We start from the raw sequence: 15985 nt of genomic DNA, 5'->3' as shown, positions 1-15985 counted from the left end.
CACACGTGGAAGCAGAGGCAACGCACGCGGATGGAACCTGCATCGCGCTCCTGGCAATTCAGCCTGTCCAACTGGTCGGTTACGCGCAAGGTCGGTGTGGTGCTGGTGCTGCCGGTGATGCTCGCGACCACCTTCGCCGTGCTGCGGATCAACAACGAACTGCAGACGATGACGCAGCTGGGTGCGGCCACCGAACAGGCCACCGTCATCCGTCCCGTCGTCAAATTCGCCACCGCCACCGAACAACTCGCCGTCGCCGCGACGGCAAACTGGGGTGCGATCGCCGACCCCCAGACCGACGCCGCGCTCACCACCTACGACCAGGCGCTCGCCGAGGTGCAGAGCGCGCTGCGCTCGGCCCGCATCGATCCCGGCGTCGCCAGTGAACTCACCGCGGCCACCACCACCGGCGCCACCCTGCGCAACACCGTGCGCGGCGGCTCCCCGGCGATGGTCGGCGAGCAGACCGACGAGATCGGCGAACGGATCGGCAACGCGCTGTCCAAGACCCCACAGGTCGAGGACTTCGTCGTGCAGCGCTACTTCCTGCAGCTGACCGCGCTGCACCAGGCCCGCCGGGTACTCACCCGTGAGCGCACCCTGGTCGTCTCGCCCGAGTCGGGTCGCAGTCAGAGCGCGCGGTCGAAGATGCTCGTCGAGCTCGGCTCCGAAGCGAACATGATCAAGACCTACGGGATGATCCTGCCCGAGCGCGCGGGCAGCCAGGCCGCGCTGCTCGACGCGGTGCAGACCCGGATCAGCGTGTTCAGCCAGAACAACGGTGATCCGACCACCAACGCGGCGGTGCTCAACACCCTCCAGGTGAGCGCCGACACCTACGCCTCCACGATCTCCGCGCTGCTCGACAACATCGACCACACCCTCGACAGCAACACCGCGACGGCACAGACCGGCGCCCTGCGTGAGACCACCCTGGTGCTCGGCATGCTGCTGGCGGGCCTGGCGCTCGCGCTGGCCGTGGCCCGCACCCTCGTGGTGCCGGTGCGCAGGCTGCGCCGCGACGCGCTCGAGGTCGCGCACGTGAAGCTGCCCGACGAGCTGGCCGTGGTCCGCAGCGGCGGCGCGACGCCGGAGATCATGCCGGTGGGTGTGCACTCCACCGACGAGATCGGCCAGCTGGCCCGTGCCGTCGACGAGATCCACGAGCAGGCGCTGAATCTGGCGGGCGATCAGGCCCGCCTGCGCCTGCAGATCGGCAACATGTTCGAGACGCTGTCGCGGCGCAGCCAGTCGCTGGTGGAGCAGCAGCTCGCGCTCATCGAGGAACTCGAGCACGACGAGGACAACCCCTCGCGCCTGCAGACGCTGTTCCGCCTCGACCACCTCGCCACCCGCATGCGCCGCAACGGCGACAACCTGCTGGTGCTCGCGGGCACCGTGCTGCGCCGCGGTCATCTGCCACCGGTGCCGCTGTCGGACATGCTGTGGAGCGCGGTCTCGCAGGTGGAGGACTACCAGCGGGTCGAGATCGGCAACGTGCCCGACGGCGTCGTGGCCGGTGAGTCCGCGGTCGATATCGAGCACCTGCTCGCCGAGCTCATCGACAACGCCCTGCGCTACTCCCCGCCGAGTACGTCGGTAGCGGTCATCGTCGGCCGGGCGGTCGACAGCGGCTACCTGATCGAGATCACCGACCGCGGCCTCGGCATGTCGGCCGAGGACCTGCAGACGACCAACGACCGGCTCGCCTCCGGTGGTGAGGTCACCATCGAAACCGCCCGTCGCATGGGTCTTTTCGTGGTCGGCAGGCTCGCCAAGCGGCACACCATCACCGTCAGCCTGCGCCGTACCAGCGGTGCGGCCCCGCAGCCCGGCATCACGGCCAGCGTGCATCTGCCCAGTGCGCTCGTCGCACCGTCGCCGCCCATGTCGTCGGGTCCGTCCACCGGGCCGAATCCGATCGTGCCCGCCGGCATCGGCCCGTACGCGCTGACTCCGGCCGACATCACCGGCCCGAATCCGATCATGCCGACCGGACCGCGCCCCTTGGTTTCGCTCGACACCGTGACCGGTCTCGACCTCCCCGCCTCACCGCTTCCCGCGCTGCCGATGTTCGCGGATCCGAATCCGCTCGTCCCGACCAACGGTGCGAGCACACCCAAGAACCCACTCACCAGTGTCGGTCTCCCGCAGCGTGTTCCGGCCGCGGTACCGCCGCCCCCGCCCGAACCGGCCGTCGTCGAACCCGACGAGGACGCGGCACCGGCGGGCATGTGGGCCGAGCACGATCACGACACCGACGATCTCCCGGTGACGACCGATCCGGCGGCACCCGCTCCCGACTCGTCGCCCTTCGGCTTGCCGCAGCGCATCCCCGCGAACGCGCTGGCCGAGCTCGCCGCGTCGTCCGCACCGGCCGCGCCCCAGGAGCCGGAACCCGTGCCGCGTCCCATCGACGTCGACCCGATGCCGACGACGAGCACCCGTTTACAGCCGGTCTCCGGCCCGGCGCCGACCCCGATCTACCAGCGGATGGTCTCGGAGTGGCTCGTCGAACCCGCCTCCGCCCCCACCGAATCCGGTAACGGCAACGGCGCGTCGTGGAGCGCTCCCGGCGACGCGGGCTGGTCGGCCGCCGCCGAGGCGGACCACCCACCCACGTCCTCGCGAACGAGCGGCGGGCTGCCGATCCGCAAGCCGGGCGCTCAGCTCGTGCCCGGTGGGCTCACCCCCGCGGAGGAAGCGGGCGCTCGCGACCCCGAGGAGATCCGCAACAACCTGACCAGACATCTCAGCGGCGTCCGCAGCGGCCGTGCCGAGATCCAGTACAACGACGGAGGCCTCGAATGAGCAACGCGCACCCCACAGACGAGAATCTGAACTGGTTGGTCGCCCGCTTCACCCGCGACGTACCCGGCGTCTCGCACGCGGTGCTCGTCTCGGCCGACGGACTGCTCCAGGCGACCAGTCCGCATCTACCCGCGGACCGCGCCGAGCAATTGGCCGCGGTCACCGCCGGTCTGGCCAGCCTGTCGATGGGTGCCGCGCACCTGTTCGACGGCGGCAAGGTGATGCAGTCGATCGTGGAGATGCAGCGGGGCTATCTGCTGGTGATGAGCGTCGGAAACGGTTCGCACCTGGCGGTTCTGGCCAACAAGAGCCACGACATCGGCCGCATCGGCTACGAGATGGCGTTGCTCGTCGACCGGGTGGGCTCGGCGGTTACCGCCACCGCCCGCTCCGCCGGCTGAGGTGAGATGTCGAGCCCTTACGGATCCGATCACCGGCCGACTACCCGGGTCAGGCCCTATGCGCTGACCTCCGGCCGCACCGAGCCCGCGATCGCGCTGCCCTTGGAGGCGGTCGTCGAGACGGTATCTTATACAGCGCACAACGACTGGTCCGCAGGCGATTTGCGGATCGAAATCGTGCGTCTTGCCACACATCGGCTTTCTGTCGTCGAGATTGCCGCATACCTTGGTCGCCCACTGGGTATGGTCCGGGTGATGATCGGTGATCTCGTAGTGGGCGGGATTCTTCGAGTGCATTCGACGCTGACCGAACAGGCGAGCTACGACGAACGCCGATCACTGATGGAGAGGACTTTGCGTGGACTCCGTGGCCTCTGATGGCATGCGCCCGCCGGCACAAGAACAACGGGTCGCGTCGACCAAGATCGTCGTAGCGGGCGGATTCGGCGCCGGTAAAACGACTTTCGTCGGTGCGGTGTCGGAGATCGTGCCGCTGCGCACCGAGGCGATGGTGACCCATTTCTCCGACGGCATCGACGATCTCGCCGAGACGCCGGAAAAAGAAACCACCACCGTGGCCATGGACTTCGGGCGCATCGTGCTGCCCGGCAACCTGGTGCTCTACCTGTTCGGCACCCCTGGCCAGAAGCGATTCTGGTTCATGTGGGACGACCTGATCCGGGGCGCCATCGGCGCGGTGGTGCTGATCGACACCCGCAGGCTGGAAGACAGTTTCGCCGCCGTCGACTTCTTCGAGGCGCGTGGACTGCCGTTCCTGATCGCGGTGAACCGCTTCCCCAACGCTCCCCGCTTCCCCATCGCCGAACTGCGCGAAGCGCTCTCGGTGCGCGAGGGCATCCCGATCGTCGACATCGACGCGCGCAATGCCGTCGAGGTCCGTCAGGCACTGGCGGCGGTGACCGAATACGCCATCGCCCAGCTCGAGCCGCAGCAGTTCGAAGGAGCGGGCAGGCGTGCCTGATCTGCTCGCCGCGACCGGTGCCGAGACATTCGCGCACGGCACCGGGATCGCGTGGCTCGCGTTGGACCTGTCGGCGCTCGGCGCGCTGGTGGCGTTCGCCTGTATCCGGCATGCGAAGTACTCGATCCGGTTCCGGCTGATCTGGCTGACGATGGCCGCGGTCTCACTCGGCGGGGTCGGGCTGTGGCTGGCGAATTCCGTCGCGCTGCTCGCGATGCGGGTGAACAACAGCACGATGCGCTACAACGTCGCGCTCGGTGCGGCGGCCCTGGCCATCGCGGTGGTCGGCGTCCTGGCCGGATTGCTGATCAGTGGCCGGACCCCCCAGGTGCCGCGGCTGATCATCGGTGGGCTGACGATGGGGTTGAGTGTCGGACTGTCGACCTATCTGACCCTCGACGCGCTCGCCGTGCAAGGCACCGTCGACGAATCGCTCGGCCTCATCGGGGTGTCGGTACTGGTGTCGATGGCGCTGTGCACCGCGACCCTGTGGGTATCGCAGGTGGTCCGGCGGGTGCCGATGCGGGTGCTGGTGTCGGTGCTGTTCGCGCTCGGCGTCGCGGCGGTGTACTACACGGCCATCGCCGCGCTGAGCTTCTCGATCGATCCGGGTATCCGGACACCGGCCGGGATGCCACTGTTCGACCTGGTGTTCCCGATGTTCGTGATCGGTGCGCTCGGCCTGACCGTGCCGATCACCGCGGTGCTGGTGGCGCCGGATCGACGGGATGTCGCGGTCCCGGCGCGTCAGCCCGTTCCGGCCCGTTGAGCGCAACCAGCTAACGTCCGGTTTGTCGGAATCTTTCCGGTCTTCCGCCCCGCTGATCCGAACTCACACAACCTGCGGCGAACTGCCGCGAAAACCGCCCCTGAAGTGGCGATGAGCGGGTTCCCCATACTCGGGGAACCCGCCCTCCCGCACGAGAGTACATACCTGTGAGGGACTCCGCATCAGTGGTTCGGGAATTTTCTTGTGGCGAAAAACAAACCGAGAGTTGGTAATTCGACCGTCAGCAAATGTTCCGCAAGCCCTTGCGCGCGTCCGTGCCAAGTGGTGTGCATCACACGGGTAACGGGGCGGTTGCCCCACACCCGCCGCAGGGCCCTGAACAGGCACAACAGCACCGCAGTAAGTCCCCTGGACAGATGGCAGGGCAGAACGAACCGCCGAGCCCTCGGAAGCCCACCACGTGGTGCGCCAACCGAGTTATGGTCGCTGAAGGGCGCATTCGTCTCGCCCGGCACATCCAAGGTTCGTTCGAAGGAGTTCGCATGGCCGTCAACGTGGTGCTCGACAAAGTCCTCGACAAGGAATTCGAGAACAAGACGCTCGCCGAAATTCTCGCCGCGCCCCCGTCGGCGCTGGCCGGTCTCACCGAGGCGCACGACAAGCAGCTGCTCGAGGCGCTGAAGATCAAGACCATCGCCGACCTGGGCAACAACAAGTTCTTCCAGCTCGCCGCGACCCTGGTAGCGCTGGCCGAGCGCGAAGGATGACGCGGGCCGCACACCCAGTGCGGTAGAGACAGGCAACGGCCTGCCGGGCGGTTCCGGCAGGCCGTTGTTGTCGGCGTCAGAGCCGGGCAGGGTCGATCATGCCCTTGCGGACGGCGTTGACGATGCGGCGTGGTACTCGGTACTCGACACCGCCCACTGTCACCGGGACCAGCTGCGGGACTTCCGCTTTCCACTGTGCGCGTCTGCTTCGGGTGTTCGAGCGCGACATTCTGCGCTTGGGGACCGCCATGATTCAGCCTTCCTTGCCCGCGCGCGAGCGCTTTCCGTACTTGCGCTCGAACTTCTCGACCCGGCCCTGGGTGTCGAGGTTGCGGGCGGTGCCCGTCCAGAACGGGTGCGAATCCGAGGTCACGTCGACCAGCATGAGCGGGTAGGTGTTCCCGTCGGCCCATTCGATCGTGCGGTCGCTGTTCGCGGTCGACCTGGTCAGGAACTGCTTTCCGGTGCTCGCGTCCTCGAACACGACGGGGTGGTAGTCGGGGTGGATGCCCGCTTTCATGCCGTTTCTCCTCTCGGGTTTGTGCGCTCGCTCGCCGAGGCCGTTGCCTCGGTGGGATCGGCGCAGGGATCTTGATGCCAGTCGCCGAAGGGGTCCTCCCACAACGCGACTCGTTCCGGCGCCCGGTCGACGAGCAGCAGTTCGTCGTCCTCGACCAGCGCCCAGTGCAGGGCGTGCCGGATCTCGGCGGGGTCCGCGTCGTGGGCCAGGATCACCAGCGACACATCGCGATCGCCGAACCGCTCGTCCCAGCCCAGCGCGCCCATCGCCCGCCGATCCGGGTCGGCGCCGGCCTGTTCCTCGGCGTTCATCGCGGCCAGCCAGCGACCGGCGCCGCCGACCCGCAGCCCGCCGCCGGCCGACTCGAGCCAGACCACGTGGTCGGGCTGGGTCGCCAGCCAGATCCGGCCGCGGGCGGTGACCACGCCGTCGAGGAGTACGTCGAGGGCCTCGTGCAGCCGCTCGGGATGGAACGGCCTGCGCGCGGCGAATTCGACGATCGAGACGCCGTAGTCGGTGCTCAGCGGCGGCTGCCCGCGCAGCAGCGGTGCGTGCGCGTCGAAGATCCGGCCCCGGCGTGAGTCCGCGGGCACACGGGTCAGCAGCGCACCGATCTCGATGGCGTCGAAGCCGGACAGCTCGGGCAGCCAGGCGACCGGCGCGGCGGGTGCGAGGCGGGCGAGCACGGCGGCCAGCCGCTCGTGATCGAGCGCGTCGGCGCCCGCGGTGAGTACCACCAGCGCGTCGGCGAAGTCGACCTGGCCGACGGCCACCTGCGCGACCGTGCGCTCGTCGTCAGCGGAGGCGAGCCCGCGATCGGCCAGCACCTCGTCACCGGTGGCATCGGCGAGCCACTGCTGCCCGTCCAGGCAGGTCAGCACGGCTTCGATCCGCACAGTGCGGCCCGCGGGCCCGTCGACGCGATCGGCCACCCCGCTGACCTCGACATGCTCGATCGCGTGGCACAGCGCCTCCGCCTCGATGCCGGGATCCAGCGCGAGCACGATCCGCTCGATGTGATCGCGGGTGGCGAGCGTGCACAGCATCGGCAGCAGATCGGCGCGCAGCGTGCACGACACGCACCCGTGCGCCAGTTCGAGCACCGTGGTGCTCACGTTGCCCGCGGTCCGCACTGTGCGCCGCACCACGCCCTCACGTAGCTCGGCGAGGTCGTGATGCACCACCACGGTGCCCGCCTCCTCGCTCAGCGTCGCCGCGATGTGCTCGACGCCGCCCATGGCGGGTCCGGAGAAGCCGGCCAGCAGCACCACGGGCGTTCTCCGGTCTGACTGGTCCAGCACCCGATACCCCTTTCGACAATGATTTTCATTTACCTCACGGCGACTGTACAGTGCGGAATAATCGTTGTCGAAAATGGTTGTCATAACCATGGAAGGAGGTCGCATGTCGGCCCACTGCCAGGTCACCGGTCGCAAACCCGGCTTCGGAAAAGCCGTCTCCCACTCGCACCGGCGCACCAACCGACGCTGGAACCCCAACATCCAGCACAAGACCTACTACCTGCCCAGCGAGGGCCGCCGCATCACGCTGACGGTCTCCACCAAGGGCATCAAGACCATCGACCGCGACGGGATCGAGGCTGTGGTGGCCCGCATCCGCGCTCGTGGGGACAAGATCTAGGAGCTGAACATGGCCTCGAAAGCGACCGATATCCGGCCGATCGTCAAGCTGAAGTCCACCGCGGACACCGGCTTCACCTACGTCACCCGCAAGAACCGCCGCAACGACCCCGACCGGCTGGTCCTGCGCAAGTACGACCCCGTCGTGCGCCGCCACGTCGACTTCCGCGAGGAGCGCTGATGGCGAAGAAATCCAAGATCGCCCGCAACGAGCAGCGGCGCGAGATCGTCGAACGGTTCGCGACCCGGCGCGCCGAGCTCAAGGAGATCATCCGCAAGCCGAGCACCGGCGAGGCCGAACGCTCGGCCGCCCAGGCCGAACTGCGCAACCAGCCACGCAACGCCAGTCCGGTACGATTGCGCAATCGGGACGCTGCCGACGGCCGCCCACGCGGCTACCTCCGCAAGTTCGGCCTCTCCCGTGTTCGTGTGCGCGAGATGGCCCATCGGGGTGAGCTTCCCGGGGTCCACAAATCGAGCTGGTAGAGACTCCCCAAACTGATTCGTGAGAAGGAATATCCCATGGCAGTGAAGCGAGCACCGTCCAAGAAGGCACGCGCCGACCAGGGGCGTAAGCCGAAGAAGAATCCGCTGATCGCCGCGGGCATCGAGTACGTCGACTACAAAGACGTCAACCTGCTGCGGACCTTCATCTCCGACCGCGGCAAGATCCGCAGCCGCCGCGTCACCGGCCTGACCCCGCAGCAGCAGCGTCAGGTCGCCGTCGCGGTGAAGAACGCGCGCGAGATGGCGTTGCTGCCGTTCACCACCACCAAGTAGCGCCGTGAACGCGAGAATGGCCCCGAAGCTGTTGCCTCGGGGCCACTTTCGTCTGCGCCTTACGGGATGGTCAGTACCTGACCGGCGTTGATCAGATCCGGGTTATCGATACCGGAGGCCGCGGCGATCTCCTGGTAGCGGTTGCCGTCACCGTAGAAGCGCTCCGAGATCGCCCACAGCGTGTCGCCCGACTCGACCGTGTAGGTCTGCGCGGCCGGGGGCGGCGGGACCTCCTCGGCGATCGGGGCGGCCGCGACCGGCTCCGGGGCGGGCAGCGGGTTGTCGGTATTGGTGGCGGTGGCCCACGCGACCGAGCCGTCGGTGCCGTAGAGCACCACGTTGCGGTCGGGCTGCACAACCAGCTTCTCGACGTTCTTGCCGCTGGTGTCGGTCGCCCAGATACGCGCGCCGCCACCGCTGTAGACGACGAAGTCGCCGTCGTGCTGCAGGGCCGCGCGCTGCGCGTCCTGCCCGTGCGTCATGGCGGCCCAGACGACGTTGCCGTCGGGCTCGGTCAGCACCAGGTTGCCATCCGGCTGCAGAGCCAGGGTGTAGGCACCGCCGGTCAGGGACTGCCCCAGTCCCAGTTCTTCGCCTACGCGCAGCGTGTCGGCCACGTTGTTCCTTTCGAAGATCGCCAATTGCTTCAGCCCAACAGAAGATGCCGGCCGATTGCCGCAGAGCCGCATCGAAGCCGAATGTAGTCGCCGCGGCACGGAAATGGAGGGGTTATGCGCAGGGTTCGCGGAAAGTTCACGGTCGGGCCGTGCCGTCTAGGGTTGACACCATGAGAACGATGTCGCGCTACACCGCCGCCGCGGCAGCCGTGGCCGTGCTGATCGCACCCCTCACCGCCTGCGGATCCTCGGATGACCCTGCGCCCCAACCGAATACGTCGACAACGAACGCCCGCCCCGAAGACCCGAACCCCGGCATCGGGCGGCCCTTCACCGCGGATCCGACCCTGGTGAACCCGCACCCGATCCCGTTCACGTCCTGGAACCGGCTGAGCGAGAACAGGATCAGCGTCAACTTCCAGACCGGCAACCCCGAGTGCTACGCCGTGGACGCCTCCGTCACCGAAACCGCCGAGGCGGTCACCGTGTCCCTGCGTTCCGGGACCCGAGCGGACTCCGCGAACAAGATGTGCACCATGAACGCCGTCTTCGGCACGCTGGAGATCCCCTTGGGTTCCCCGCTGGGCAGCCGCGAGGTACTCGACGCCGGATAGCCGAAAACGGGTGCCGCACCGAGGATTCGGTGCGGCACCCGTTTCGGGTTCGGACTCAGTGAGCGAAGTGGCGTGCGCCTGTCAGGTACAGGGTGACGCCGGCTTCCTTGCAGAGTTCGATGGTGTCCTTGTCGCGGATCGAACCGCCGGGCTGCACGATCGCGCGAACACCCGCGGCCACCAGGATCTCCGGCCCGTCCGAGAACGGGAAGAAGGCATCGGAGGCGGCGACGGAGCCCTTCGCACGCTCACCCGCGCGCTCGACGGCGAGCTTGCAGGAATCGACACGGTTGACCTGACCCATGCCGACGCCGACAGCGGCGCCGTCCTCGGCGAGCAGGATCGCGTTCGACTTCACCGAACGGCATGCGCGCCAGGCGAATTCGAGGTCGGCCAGGGTGGTGACGTCGGCCGGGTCGCCCGCGGCGAGCGTCCAGTTGACCGGATCGTCGCCCTCGGCGTCGAGAACGTCGCGGTCCTGCAGCAGCGCACCGCCGCTGATCGGGCGCAGCTCCACGCCCTTGCGCTGCGGCGCGTCGGCCACCAGCACGCGCACGTTCTTCTTGCGCTGCAACACTTCCACGGCACCGGGCGCGTACCCGGGGGCGATGATCACCTCGGTGAAGATCTCGGCGACCTGCTCGGCCATCTCGACGCTCACCTCACGGTTGGCCGCGATCACGCCACCGTAGGCGCTCACCGGGTCGGTGGCGTGCGCCTTGCGGTGCGCCTCGGCGATATCGCCTGCCACGGCGATGCCACACGGGTTGGCGTGCTTGATCACCGCGACCGCGGGCTCGTCGAAGTCGAACGCGGCCCGCCAGGCGGCGTCACCGTCGGTGTAGTTGTTGTACGACATCTCCTTGCCGTACAACTGCTTCGCCTGCGCGATCCCGACCGTGCCGTCGTTGCTGGTGTACAGCGCGGCGGCCTGGTGCGGGTTCTCGCCGTAGCGCAGCACCGCGGCGCGCTCCCACGAACCGGCGACCCAGCCGGGGAACTGCTCGGTCTCCTCGGCGACGGCGGGCACGGCGACCGAGCCCATCCAGCTCGCGACGGCCACGTCGTAGCTCGCGGTGTGCTGGAAGGCCTTGGCGGCCAGCGCGGTCCGCTCGGCGAGGGTGAACCCGCCGGACTTCACCGCGGCGAGCACGTCGTCGTAGTCGGTGACGTCGACGACCACACCCACCGACGGGTGGTTCTTCGCTGCGGCACGCACCATCGACGGCCCGCCGATGTCGATCTGCTCCACACACTCGTCGACGCTCGCGCCGCTGGCCACGGTCTGGGTGAACGGGTACAGGTTCACCACCACCAGCTGGAACGCCTCGACGCCCAGCTCCACGAGCTGGTCGACGTGCTCGGCGCGGCGGGTGTCGGCCAGGATGCCCGCGTGCACGCGCGGATGCAGCGTCTTGACCCGGCCGTCGAGGGTCTCCGGGAACCCGGTCAGGTCCTCGACCTTGGTGACCGGAATCCCGGCCTCGGCGATCTTGCCCGCCGTCGACCCCGTCGACACCAGTTCCACACCGGCCGCGTGCAGCCCGGTGGCGAGCTCGACGAGCCCGGTCTTGTCGTAGACGCTCACCAGCGCCCTCTGGATCGCCTTACGTTCACTCACCGGCGTGCTCGCTCACTGGTATTTCTGCCTTTCGTCCGTCGGAGACAATGCCTCGCGTCGCGACGGCGGCGATGACCTCCGCCAGTAACCGTCGCTCGACAACCTTGATGCGCTCCTGCAGCGTGTCCTCGTCGTCGCCGGGCATCACGGCGACCGCTTCCTGCGCGAGGACCGGGCCGGTGTCCACGCCCGCGTCGACCAGGTGCACGGTGCAGCCGGTGACCTTGACGCCGTAGGCGAGGGCGTCACGCACCCCGTGCGCGCCCGGGAACGACGGCAGCAGCGCGGGATGGGTGTTGATGAGACGACCACCGAAACGTTCCATGAACGCGGGGCCGAGGATTTTCATGAAGCCCGCCAGGACCACCAGATCGGGCTTGTGCGCGTCGACGGCCTCGGTGAGGGCGACGTTCCAGGCGTCCCGGTCGGAATAGTCTTTGAGCCCCACCTTGAAGTGCGGCACACCGGCGGCCTCGGCGTGCGCGGTGGCCGGGCAGTCCCGGTCGACCCCGACTGCCACGATCTGCGCCGGGTAGCCGGGCTCGCGTGCGGCGGCCAGCAGTGCGTTGAGCAGCGAGCCGGTGCCCGAGGCCAGAACGACGACGGTGGCCGGTGTTCTGGCGGGCTTCCACGGGGCAAACGAGGACGTCAGCGCTCTACTCCTGCGTGTGATCGGGCGGCGGCGATGGCGATAGGCGCCGGGTCGAGCTTAGCGACCGGGGGTCTTGTCCTCGTCCGGCAGGTCCGACTCGACCACTTCGACGTCGACGATGTCGTCGGCGGGCTCGTCGGTCGAGCCGGGTGCGGCGATGCTCACTTCGAGGTCGTCGTCGAAGTCCTCGACCAGTTCGCCGTCGACTTCTACTGCGGGATCGTCGTATTCGACAGCGTCGGCGTACTCGTCGGGATCGTCGTCGTCCTCGTCGTCGTACTCGTCGTCGTCGTAGTAGTCGTCGTCCTCGTAGTCGTCGGCGTCGTCGTAGTCGTCGTACACCTCGGCAGGCGCGGTCGGTGCCAGGAAGCGGCGGGCGAACACCATGCCGACGAAGCCGCCGAAACCGAACCAGGTGACCATCAGCACGACCAGCATCAGCAGATCGACGCCCACCCACCCGACGGCACCGAGCTGACCACTGCCGAGGATCGCGAGCATCAGGAACGTCAGCGTGGACAGCGCGGCGCAGGTGAGCGTGGCCCACGGCGCGCCGGGCCGGTCATCGCTGGTGCGGCCGAGTTCGATCCCGCCGAGCACGCCGACGGCGAGCGGGACCAGCAGCAGCGCCGCCCACCACGGGGACGCGGGCCCTTCCGGCACGGGGATCAGCGCGGGCAGCACCGGCATGTGCCCGCCGGTCACGCCGAACAGCCCGACCGAGCCCGCTCCGAACAGCACCGCGGCACCGCTGAGGATCCCCGCCGCGCCGATCACCACATTCGGCAGATAGAGCAGGGAAAGCAAGGTCATACCCAGCACGTCGGTGACGTTGTGGGCCTGCTGGAAGGCACCGTCGAGCCGGGACAGATGCACGGAGAAGGAGATCACGGTGGCCAGCACGGCGCAGCCGAGCATGCGCAACACGGTGCGCCGCGCCGCGCGGGCGCCGAGGACCGCCCATTCCGGGATCTCGATCGGCACCAGCGCGCACAGCGAACTCCACGCCCGGCCGGCGATCCCGGCGGCGGCCGCGAACAGATACAGCACGAACACCCAGCCGAACGCCGCGATCGGACCCGACGATTCGAGCGGGGTGACGCCCGCGGCATCGCCGGTGACGGCGAGGCAGACGGCCGTCATCAGCAGCGGTCCGGCCAGCACGGCACCGGTCAACCAGCCCAGTTCGACGGGAGTCGGGCGGTTCGGGACAGCCCGCGCGCATTCGCGGGCGGCCAGCCAGATCAGCACGGCCGTCGGCGCCAGCGGCAGCAGGCCGAGTGTCGTCCTGCCGACCGTGAGCGGAACCTGGTGGGCGGCAAGCCACGTCGCGGCGACCGCGGCGGGCGCACTGGTGAGATCGGTGCCGGTGGTGAGCATGACCACGAGGACGAGCAACACCGTCGCCGCCAAGGCGGTGATCGTCGGCCTCGCCGCGACCAGCAGCAGGGTGCGCGCTCGCTCGGGCGAGAGCGACCACCAGCCGGGCTCCTGCCCGGGCGGTGATGCGGCGACTGTCTCCCCGGTGCCGCGTGACCCGGAGGTCCGGCGCACAAGGGCGTTACGGGAGCTCATGACAATTCAGCGTGGCAGCTTCCCCGGCGGCCGGGGGTCAGGCGCGCCGCGAGCCCACAGGCGTACCTGTGGGCTCGCGATCGAACCTGAACCACCGTGCGGCAGCCGTCGGTTTTACTTGTTGTCGTCGTTCGGACGGAACGCGGTGGTCGCATCGGCCGCCGGGTCGGCGGTCTGCTCGCCACCGAAGGGCTGCGGCTGACCGGGCGACGACGGCTGCGCGCCACCGTAGGTCGGCGCACCGAACGGCTGGCCCTGCTGCTGCCCACCGAACGTCTGCGTCGCGCTCTCGTCGGGACGCGGCTGTGCCTGCGGCGCCGCACCATACGGCGAGGGCTGCTGCGCCTGCGGGGCACCGTACTGCTGGCCGTACGGCGACTGCTGTGCCGGCTGACCGTAGGACTGCTGGCCCGGCTGGCCGTAGGACGGCTGCTGCGCCTGCGGCACCGACGGCTGACTCTGCTGGCCGTACGGCGACGGCGACTGCGTCGGGTACTGCCCACCGGTCTGGGCCTGGCCGTAACCGGTCTGCCCGTAGGGCTGCTGGCCGGTGCTCTGGCCGTAGGCCTGCTGGCCGTAGCCCTGCTGCGCGTACTGGCCGTACTGGTTCTGCTGCTGTTGTGGCTGGGCCGGTTTCGGCGCGGGCACCTTGATGATGCCGAGCCCGAACAGCAAGGCCAGCACCATCAGCACAGCGACGATGAACGAGAACGCGGCCACCGCGAACGCGCCCCACTGCAGTTCCATGCCCTCGCCCACGCTGATCAGCGAGACCACGACACCGACGAACGAGGCCACGGCCAGTGCCGCGGCGACGCCGAGAACGTTCTGCTTGGGCAGCAACGACAGCCCGGCGAGCAGGGCGGCGGCCAGGATCAGTGTCGCGAGGGCGCCGCTGCTCGACTCGAACATGCTGCCGGTGGTGGTCTCACGCAGCGCGGTGAAGCCGACGTACGGCGCGAAGCCGAGAAGGAAGGTGACGACGCCGAGTCCGGCGGCGGCCGCGGTCAGGATGAACGGCAGTCCTTTGCCATCCGAACCGGTCGCGGTCGATGGCGAAGCCGCGGCGGCTCCGGTACTCGGGCCCTGAGGCGCGGCGGGTGTCGCGGGTGTGTTGTACCCGGAGCCCCCGGTCGGGTATGACATGTCTCGTCGTCTCCTTGTCGAGTCGTGCGCATCGGTCGCGTCGAACTGACTGGTGCCTGATCCGATACCTGACGCTACTGCACGCCACGGCCCCGGTCATCACCTACCGATGCAGGCTGTGGATAAACCACCGCCTGTGGATGAATCGACGAAGGCCGCCCAGGTTAAACCTGAAGGCGGCCTTCGACAGTGTGAGATTTCAGATCACGCAGAAGCGATGGACGCCTTCTCCAGGATCTCGCGAGCGAGCGCGGCGGTGGCGGACGGCGTCTTACCGACCTTCACGCCTGCGGCCTCGAGCGCTTCCTGCTTGGCCTGCGCGGTGCCGCCACCACTGGAGACGATGGCGCCGGCGTGGCCCATGGTCTTGCCCTCGGGCGCGGTGAAACCGGCGACGTAGCCGACGACCGGCTTGGTCACGTTGGCCTTGATGTAGGCGGCCGCACGTTCCTCGGCGTCGCCACCGATCTCGCCGATCATGACGATGATCTTGGTCTCGGGGTCCTTCTCGAACGCCTCGATGGCGTCGATGTGGGTGGTGCCGATGACCGGGTCGCCGCCGATGCCGATCGCGGTCGAGAAACCGAAATCGCGCAGCTCGTACATCATCTGGTAGGTCAGGGTGCCCGACTTCGACACCAGGCCGATCGGGCCCTTGCCGGTGATGTTGTTCGGGGTGATGCCGACCAGCGCCTCGCCGGGGGTGATGATGCCGGGGCAGTTCGGGCCGATGATGCGGGTCTTCTCGCCCTTTTCGACGTTGTAGGCCCACGCGAAGGCGGAGTCCTGCACCGGGATGCCCTCGGTGATGACCACGAGCAGCGGGATCTCCGCGTCGATGGCCTCGATGATGGCGTCCTTGGAGAAGGCGGGCGGCACGAACGCGATGGAGGTGTCGGCGCCGGTCTTCTCGATCGCCTCGGCGACGGAGGCGAACACGGGCAGCTCGATCTCGTTGCCGTCTTTGTCGGTGTGCTTGACCGTGGTGCCGGCCTTGCGCGCGTTCACGCCGCCGACGACGTTGGTGCCCGCCTTCAGCATCAGCGCGGTGTGCTTTGTGCCCTCGCCGCCGGTGATGCCCTGGACGATGACCTTGTTGTCCTTGTTCAGGAAGATGGACATGTTCGCT

The 15985-nt window shown here is 68.5% G+C and carries 20 protein-coding genes; 11 read left to right on the top strand and 9 right to left on the bottom strand.

Going from position 1 to position 15985, the window contains the following annotated elements; all coding sequences use genetic code 11:
- Nucleotides 1-30: 30 nt before the first annotated feature.
- The 6 genes from ACFTS5_RS26435 to ACFTS5_RS26410 all read left to right on the top strand — a co-directional run bounded on the left by ACFTS5_RS26435 (nt 31) and on the right by ACFTS5_RS26410 (nt 5691).
- Nucleotides 31-2811: an ATP-binding protein gene (locus ACFTS5_RS26435; RefSeq protein ID WP_378635932.1), complete on the top strand. Its 2781-nt coding sequence runs from the start codon at nt 31-33 to the stop codon at nt 2809-2811.
- A complete protein-coding gene (locus ACFTS5_RS26430) occupies nt 2808-3212 on the top strand; it encodes a roadblock/LC7 domain-containing protein (RefSeq protein WP_056813970.1) in 405 nt (134 codons plus the stop codon). Before ACFTS5_RS26435 ends, ACFTS5_RS26430 begins: the two co-directional genes overlap by 4 nt.
- 6 nt (nt 3213-3218) lie before the next feature.
- The gene (locus ACFTS5_RS26425) at nt 3219-3590 is read left to right on the top strand and encodes a DUF742 domain-containing protein (RefSeq protein WP_056813973.1); all 372 of its coding nucleotides are present in this window, start codon (nt 3219-3221) and stop codon (nt 3588-3590) included.
- A 4-nt stretch (nt 3591-3594) separates the two neighbouring features.
- The gene (locus ACFTS5_RS26420; RefSeq protein ID WP_266295760.1) at nt 3595-4194 is read left to right on the top strand and encodes an ATP/GTP-binding protein; all 600 of its coding nucleotides are present in this window, start codon (nt 3595-3597) and stop codon (nt 4192-4194) included.
- Nucleotides 4187-4963: an MHYT domain-containing protein gene (locus ACFTS5_RS26415; RefSeq protein ID WP_378635929.1), complete on the top strand. Its 777-nt coding sequence runs from the start codon at nt 4187-4189 to the stop codon at nt 4961-4963. Before ACFTS5_RS26420 ends, ACFTS5_RS26415 begins: the two co-directional genes overlap by 8 nt.
- Nucleotides 4964-5466: 503 nt before the next feature.
- Complete coding sequence (locus ACFTS5_RS26410) at nt 5467-5691, top strand: hypothetical protein (RefSeq protein WP_336084385.1); 225 nt, start codon at nt 5467-5469, stop codon at nt 5689-5691.
- A 76-nt stretch (nt 5692-5767) separates the two neighbouring features.
- Here ACFTS5_RS26410 and rpmF read toward each other — a convergent pair whose 3' ends face one another.
- Genes rpmF through mrf form a run of 3 tightly spaced genes read right to left on the bottom strand, consistent with a single transcriptional unit; the run spans nt 5768 to nt 7512 of the window.
- Nucleotides 5768-5941, bottom strand: a complete 174-nt coding sequence (gene rpmF / locus ACFTS5_RS26405; RefSeq protein ID WP_378635926.1) for a 50S ribosomal protein L32 — start codon at nt 5939-5941, stop codon at nt 5768-5770.
- A 3-nt stretch (nt 5942-5944) separates the two neighbouring features.
- Nucleotides 5945-6211 carry a type B 50S ribosomal protein L31 gene (locus tag ACFTS5_RS26400; protein WP_378635925.1) on the bottom strand — a complete coding sequence of 89 codons (267 nt, stop codon included), beginning with the start codon at nt 6209-6211 and terminating at the stop codon, nt 5945-5947.
- Complete coding sequence (gene mrf, locus ACFTS5_RS26395) at nt 6208-7512, bottom strand: ribosome hibernation factor-recruiting GTPase MRF (RefSeq protein WP_378635923.1); 1305 nt, start codon at nt 7510-7512, stop codon at nt 6208-6210. The genes ACFTS5_RS26400 and mrf overlap by 4 nt, the downstream gene beginning before the upstream one ends.
- A gap of 103 nt (nt 7513-7615) precedes the next feature.
- Here mrf and rpmB point away from each other — a divergent pair, with 103 nt between their 5' ends.
- From rpmB to rpsR, 4 genes are read left to right on the top strand one after another with little or no spacing between them, the layout of a single operon-like run.
- Nucleotides 7616-7852: a 50S ribosomal protein L28 gene (gene rpmB, locus ACFTS5_RS26390; protein ID WP_194826729.1), complete on the top strand. Its 237-nt coding sequence runs from the start codon at nt 7616-7618 to the stop codon at nt 7850-7852.
- Between the two features lie 9 nt (nt 7853-7861).
- Entirely contained in the window at nt 7862-8032 is a 171-nt protein-coding gene (gene rpmG / locus ACFTS5_RS26385; RefSeq protein WP_378635921.1) for a 50S ribosomal protein L33, read from the top strand.
- Nucleotides 8032-8337, top strand: coding sequence for a 30S ribosomal protein S14 (gene rpsN / locus ACFTS5_RS26380; protein ID WP_378635918.1), 306 nt, complete (start codon nt 8032-8034; stop codon nt 8335-8337). Before rpmG ends, rpsN begins: the two co-directional genes overlap by 1 nt.
- A gap of 36 nt (nt 8338-8373) precedes the next feature.
- Nucleotides 8374-8631, top strand: a complete 258-nt coding sequence (gene rpsR / locus ACFTS5_RS26375; protein WP_067449582.1) for a 30S ribosomal protein S18 — start codon at nt 8374-8376, stop codon at nt 8629-8631.
- A 59-nt stretch (nt 8632-8690) separates the two neighbouring features.
- Here rpsR and ACFTS5_RS26370 read toward each other — a convergent pair whose 3' ends face one another.
- Nucleotides 8691-9248 (bottom strand): LysM peptidoglycan-binding domain-containing protein, encoded by a 558-nt coding sequence (locus tag ACFTS5_RS26370; RefSeq protein WP_378635915.1) that lies wholly within the window; start codon nt 9246-9248, stop codon nt 8691-8693.
- Nucleotides 9249-9418: 170 nt separating this feature from the next.
- Between ACFTS5_RS26370 and ACFTS5_RS26365 the strand changes: the two genes are divergently transcribed.
- Nucleotides 9419-9862: a hypothetical protein gene (locus tag ACFTS5_RS26365; RefSeq protein WP_378635913.1), complete on the top strand. Its 444-nt coding sequence runs from the start codon at nt 9419-9421 to the stop codon at nt 9860-9862.
- Nucleotides 9863-9917: 55 nt separating this feature from the next.
- On the opposite strand, the gene purH is transcribed toward ACFTS5_RS26365, so the two are convergent.
- From purH to sucD, 5 genes are all read right to left on the bottom strand, one after another.
- Nucleotides 9918-11483 carry a bifunctional phosphoribosylaminoimidazolecarboxamide formyltransferase/IMP cyclohydrolase gene (purH, locus tag ACFTS5_RS26360; RefSeq protein ID WP_378635910.1) on the bottom strand — a complete coding sequence of 522 codons (1566 nt, stop codon included), beginning with the start codon at nt 11481-11483 and terminating at the stop codon, nt 9918-9920.
- Nucleotides 11476-12156 carry a phosphoribosylglycinamide formyltransferase gene (gene purN, locus ACFTS5_RS26355; protein WP_378636340.1) on the bottom strand — a complete coding sequence of 227 codons (681 nt, stop codon included), beginning with the start codon at nt 12154-12156 and terminating at the stop codon, nt 11476-11478. Before purN ends, purH begins: the two co-directional genes overlap by 8 nt.
- A 36-nt stretch (nt 12157-12192) precedes the next feature.
- Nucleotides 12193-13710 carry a DUF6350 family protein gene (locus ACFTS5_RS26350; protein WP_378635908.1) on the bottom strand — a complete coding sequence of 506 codons (1518 nt, stop codon included), beginning with the start codon at nt 13708-13710 and terminating at the stop codon, nt 12193-12195.
- A gap of 114 nt (nt 13711-13824) precedes the next feature.
- Nucleotides 13825-14856, bottom strand: a complete 1032-nt coding sequence (locus ACFTS5_RS26345; RefSeq protein WP_378635906.1) for a DUF5336 domain-containing protein — start codon at nt 14854-14856, stop codon at nt 13825-13827.
- A gap of 204 nt (nt 14857-15060) precedes the next feature.
- Entirely contained in the window at nt 15061-15978 is a 918-nt protein-coding gene (gene sucD, locus ACFTS5_RS26340; protein WP_378635903.1) for a succinate--CoA ligase subunit alpha, read from the bottom strand.
- Between the last annotated feature and the right edge of the window lie 7 nt (nt 15979-15985).

The organism is Nocardia sp. NPDC056952 (assembly GCF_042674185.1).
GTDB lineage: Bacteria > Actinomycetota > Actinomycetes > Mycobacteriales > Mycobacteriaceae > Nocardia.
The sequence above is the reverse complement of the archived record's forward strand: the minus strand, read 5'-3'. Positions and strand labels throughout refer to the sequence as shown.

Bases quoted from the DNA above. Each gene is read 5' to 3' on its own strand.
- ACFTS5_RS26435 (WP_378635932.1), top strand. From the start codon at position 31: ATGGAACCTGCATCGCGCTCCTGGCAATTCAGCCTGTCCAACTGGTCG.
- ACFTS5_RS26430 (WP_056813970.1), top strand. From the start codon at position 2,808: ATGAGCAACGCGCACCCCACAGACGAGAATCTGAACTGGTTGGTCGCC.
- ACFTS5_RS26425 (WP_056813973.1), top strand. From the start codon at position 3,219: ATGTCGAGCCCTTACGGATCCGATCACCGGCCGACTACCCGGGTCAGG.
- ACFTS5_RS26420 (WP_266295760.1), top strand. From the start codon at position 3,595: ATGCGCCCGCCGGCACAAGAACAACGGGTCGCGTCGACCAAGATCGTC.
- ACFTS5_RS26410 (WP_336084385.1), top strand. From the start codon at position 5,467: ATGGCCGTCAACGTGGTGCTCGACAAAGTCCTCGACAAGGAATTCGAG.
- rpmF (WP_378635926.1), bottom strand. From the start codon at position 5,941: ATGGCGGTCCCCAAGCGCAGAATGTCGCGCTCGAACACCCGAAGCAGA.
- ACFTS5_RS26400 (WP_378635925.1), bottom strand. From the start codon at position 6,211: ATGAAAGCGGGCATCCACCCCGACTACCACCCCGTCGTGTTCGAGGAC.
- rpmB (WP_194826729.1), top strand. From the start codon at position 7,616: ATGTCGGCCCACTGCCAGGTCACCGGTCGCAAACCCGGCTTCGGAAAA.
- rpmG (WP_378635921.1), top strand. From the start codon at position 7,862: ATGGCCTCGAAAGCGACCGATATCCGGCCGATCGTCAAGCTGAAGTCC.
- rpsN (WP_378635918.1), top strand. From the start codon at position 8,032: ATGGCGAAGAAATCCAAGATCGCCCGCAACGAGCAGCGGCGCGAGATC.
- rpsR (WP_067449582.1), top strand. From the start codon at position 8,374: ATGGCAGTGAAGCGAGCACCGTCCAAGAAGGCACGCGCCGACCAGGGG.
- ACFTS5_RS26365 (WP_378635913.1), top strand. From the start codon at position 9,419: ATGAGAACGATGTCGCGCTACACCGCCGCCGCGGCAGCCGTGGCCGTG.
- ACFTS5_RS26350 (WP_378635908.1), bottom strand. From the start codon at position 13,710: ATGAGCTCCCGTAACGCCCTTGTGCGCCGGACCTCCGGGTCACGCGGC.
- ACFTS5_RS26345 (WP_378635906.1), bottom strand. From the start codon at position 14,856: ATGTCATACCCGACCGGGGGCTCCGGGTACAACACACCCGCGACACCC.
- sucD (WP_378635903.1), bottom strand. From the start codon at position 15,978: ATGTCCATCTTCCTGAACAAGGACAACAAGGTCATCGTCCAGGGCATC.